Origin of the sequence: Burkholderia sp. Se-20378 (genome assembly GCF_017104665.1) — a bacterium.
Lineage (GTDB): Bacteria > Pseudomonadota > Gammaproteobacteria > Burkholderiales > Burkholderiaceae > Burkholderia > Burkholderia lata.
Map to the genome: position 1 here is coordinate 1 of NZ_JAAGPG010000674.1, position 3,904 is coordinate 3,904.

General features: G+C 68.1%; 3 protein-coding genes. 2 read left to right on the forward strand and 1 reads right to left on the reverse strand.

Going from position 1 to position 3,904, the window contains the following annotated elements; translation table 11 throughout:
• Positions 1-545 (forward strand): TolC family protein (locus G3N93_RS35870; protein WP_206135124.1); only part of this gene is annotated, 545 nt, incomplete at its 5' end.
• A gap of 59 nt (positions 546-604) precedes the next feature.
• Here G3N93_RS35870 and aceE read toward each other — a convergent pair.
• A complete protein-coding gene (aceE, locus tag G3N93_RS35875) occupies positions 605-3,289 on the reverse strand; it encodes a pyruvate dehydrogenase (acetyl-transferring), homodimeric type (protein WP_206135125.1) in 2,685 nt (894 codons plus the stop codon).
• A 172-nt stretch (positions 3,290-3,461) separates the two neighbouring features.
• Between aceE and G3N93_RS35880 the strand changes: the two genes are divergently transcribed.
• Positions 3,462-3,904 (forward strand): MarR family winged helix-turn-helix transcriptional regulator (locus tag G3N93_RS35880; protein WP_206135126.1); only part of this gene is annotated, 443 nt, incomplete at its 3' end.

The following is a 3,904-nucleotide window of genomic DNA, read 5'->3' on the forward strand; positions in this document are numbered from 1 at the left end:
TCGCACGCGTCGGCGTCGCGACGGCCGACCTGTTCCCGCGCTTCACGCTGTCCGGGTTGCTCGGCAGCGCGACGAGCAGTTACGGGTTCTTCCGCGCGGGCAGCGACACGAACCTGATCGCGCTCGGCATCGACTGGTCGTTCCTCGACGTCGGCCGCGTGCGTGCCCGGATCGCCGCGAGCGATGCGGAAGCGGCCGGCCAGCTCGCGCAGTACCGGCAGACCGTGCTCGGGGCGCTGGAGGAAACCGAGAACGCGCTGCTGCGTGCCGCCCGCACGCGTGACGAGACGGGCCATCTCGTGCAGGCCGCGACCGACAGCGCGCGGGCCGCGCAACTGGCGCAGGCGCGGTTTTCGGCGGGCGCGATCGACTACTACGAAGTGCTCGACGCGCAACGCACGCTGCTGCAGGCGCAGGATGCGGCGGCCGACGGGCAGATGCGCAGTGCGACGTCGACGGTGGCGCTGTACAAGGCGCTGGCAGGCGGCTGGCCGTCGGGAATGGAGCAGCGCCCGCAAGGCCCGCTCGCGCAGTCGGGTCAGTAGCGCAGGTAGAGCGGTGGCGCGGCAGGCCGGAGCGATCCTGCCTGCCGCGCGCCGCGTGACTACACGCTGGCCGGATCGACCTTGTCGATGTCGATGCCGTAACGCCGGATGGCTTCGCCGACGCGCGCACGCGGTATCGCGCCGTCGTCGGCGAGTGCCTTCAGCGCCGCGATCACGATGAAGTGACGGTCGACCTCGAAGAACGTGCGCAGCGCGTCGCGCGTATCCGAGCGGCCGAAGCCGTCGGTGCCGAGCGACACGAAGCGCCGGCCGTCGACGAACGCACGGATCTGGTCGCCGACGATCTTCATGTAGTCGGTCGCCACCACCACCGGGCCCGTGCGGCCGTCGAGGCATTGCTGCACGTACGGCACGCGCGGCGCCTGCTCGGGATGCAGCAGGTTCCAGCGTTCCGCGGCCAGCCCGTCGCGGCGCACCTCGTTCAGGCTCGTCGCGCTCCATACGTCGCTCGACACGCCGAAGTCCTGCGCGAGCAGGTCGCTCGCGGCGAGCACTTCACGCAGGATCGCGCCGCTGCCCATCAGCTGCACGTGCGGCGCATCGGCCGCGCGCGACGTGTCTTCGCGCAGCAGGTAGAGACCCTTGAGAATGCCGGCCTCCGCGCCGTCGGGCAGTGCCGGATGCGGGTAGTTCTCGTTGAGCAGCGTGATGTAGTAGTAGACATCCTCCTGTTCCGCGAACATCCGCCGCAGGCCGTCGCGCACGATCACCGCGAGTTCGTACGCATAGGTCGGGTCGTACGACACGCAGTTCGGAATCACCGACGACAGCACGTGACTGTGCCCGTCGTCGTGCTGCAGCCCTTCGCCCATCAGCGTCGTGCGGCCCGACGTCGCGCCGAGCAGGAAGCCGCGCGTACGTGCGTCGCCGGCCGCCCACGCGAGATCGCCGACACGCTGCAGCCCGAACATCGAATAGAAGATGTAGAACGGGATCGCCGGCAGGCCGTGGTTGCTGTACGCCGTGCCGGCCGCGATCCACGATGCGATCGCGCCCGATTCGTTGATGCCTTCCTGCAGGATCTGCCCGTCCTTCGCTTCCCTGTAGTAGCTGAGCTGTCCCGCGTCCTGCGGCGTATAGAGCTGGCCGAGATGCGAGTGGATGCCGATCTGGCGGAACAGGCCCTCCATCCCGAACGTACGCGATTCGTCCGGCACGATCGGCACGACGAGCTTGCCGAGCGCCGGATCCTTCAGCAGCGTGCCGAGGATGCGCACGAACGCCATCGTCGTCGACAGCCCGCGCTCGCCGCTGTCCTTGAGCTGACCTTCAAATGCGGCGAGCGGCGGCACCGGCAGCGGCGCCACGCGGCTGAAGCGGGCCGGTACGTGGCCGCCGAGCGCGGCACGGCGTTCCGCGAAGTAGCGTGCCTCGGCGCTGCCGGGCTCCGGCTTGAGGTAGGGCAGTTCGTCGAGCTGCGCATCGCTGACCGGCAACGCGAAGCGGTCGCGGAACGCACGGACGGCGTCCGCGCTCATCTTCTTCAACTGGTGGTTCACGTTCTGGCCTTCGCCGGCTTCGCCCATCCCGAAGCCCTTGACCGTCTTCGCGAGCACGACGATCGGCCGTCCGTCCGCGCGCACCGCCTGCGCATAGGCCGCATGCACCTTTTCCGGGTCGTGGCCGCCGCGTGCCAGTTTCCAGATGTCGTCGTCGGACAGGTCGGCGACGAGTTCGAGCAGTTCGGGATACTTGCCGAAGAAATGCTCGCGCACGTACGCGCCGCTTTGCGACTTGAAGGTCTGGTAGTCGCCGTCGACGCATTCCATCATGCGCTGGCGCAGCAGGCCCGTCGTGTCGCGTTCGAGCAGGCGATCCCAGCCGGCGCCCCAGATCACCTTGATGACGTTCCAGCCCGCCGCGCGGAACGTGCCTTCGAGTTCCTGGATGACCTTGCCGTTGCCGCGCACGGGGCCGTCAAGGCGCTGCAGGTTGCAGTTGACGACGAAGATCAGGTTGTCGAGCCGTTCGCGCCCCGCGAGCGAGATCGCGGCGAGCGATTCGGGCTGGTCCATTTCGCCGTCGCCGAGAAATGCCCAGACCTTGCGGCCCTGATGCGCTTTCAGCCCGCGATATTCGAGGTAGCGCATGAAGCGCGCCTGATACGCGGCCGTGAGCGGCCCGAGCCCCATCGACACGGTGGGGAATTGCCAGAAATCGGGCATCAGCCGCGGATGCGGATACGACGACAGCCCGTCGCGTCCCGCTTCGCGACCGGTCTCGCGGCGGAAGTTGTCGAGCTGCGCGTCGGTGATGCGGCCTTCCAGGTATGCGCGGCCATAGATGCCGGGCGCCGAATGACCCTGGATGTAGACCATGTCGCCGTCGAACGTATCGGTGCGGCCGCGGAAGAAGTGATCGAAGCCGACGTCGTACAGCACCGCGGCCGACTGGTAGGTCGCGATGTGCCCGCCGACGTTCGAAAGCCGGCCGGCACGCAGCACCATCACCATCGCGTTCCAGCGGATCATCGCGTTCAGGCGCCGTTCGAGTGCGAGATCGCCCGGATAGGCCGGTTGCCGTTCACGGGGCACCGTGTTCACGTACGCGGTCGTCACGCGGCCGTGCAGGTCGCCGTGGCGTGCCGCATCGAGGTCGGAAAGCTGGTCGAGCAGGTAGTGCGCGCGCGGGCGGCCTTCGAGCGCGATCACGGATTCGAGCGCATCGAGCCATTCGCGGGTTTCCTGCGGGTCGATGTCGGGTAGCGTGAGAGGTGCGGTCATGCAATGTCTCCAGAAGCATAAGACTGCGCGGGGCGACGGTCGTGGCGCCGCGTCGCGCGACGGAACGCCCGCCGATCGGCGGGCAGATAGTTGCAATTGCAATCGTATGGGGCAATTGTTATCGAGGTAAAATTTAATTGCAACTGCAATTCAACGAGAGGAACGACCTGACATGAGCGCACCCGAACCCGATCTGTGGTTCTCGTTCGTCCGCGCGCACCGGACGATGATTCGCGAGATCGAGCGCCGCCTCGCGGCGGCCGGCCTGCCGGCCTACGCGTGGTACGACGCGTTGTGGGGGCTCGAAAGCGGGCCCGACGGCACGCGCCGCATGCACGAACTGGCCGACGTGCTCGCCATCGAGCGCTACAACCTCACGCGGCTCGTCGACCGGCTCGAACAGGAGGGGCTCGTCACGCGCGCCCGTTCGGCGGACGACGGCCGCGCCGCCTATGCGAGCATCACCGACAAGGGGCGGACGCTGCGCAAGAAGATGTGGAAGGTGTACCAGTCGACGGTCGCGGAACTCTTCCTCGATCAGTTCGGCGGCAAGGAGCAGGCGGCGATGGCCGCCGCGCTCGACCGTGCGACCGCCGCGGCGCGCGAGGCTGGGGC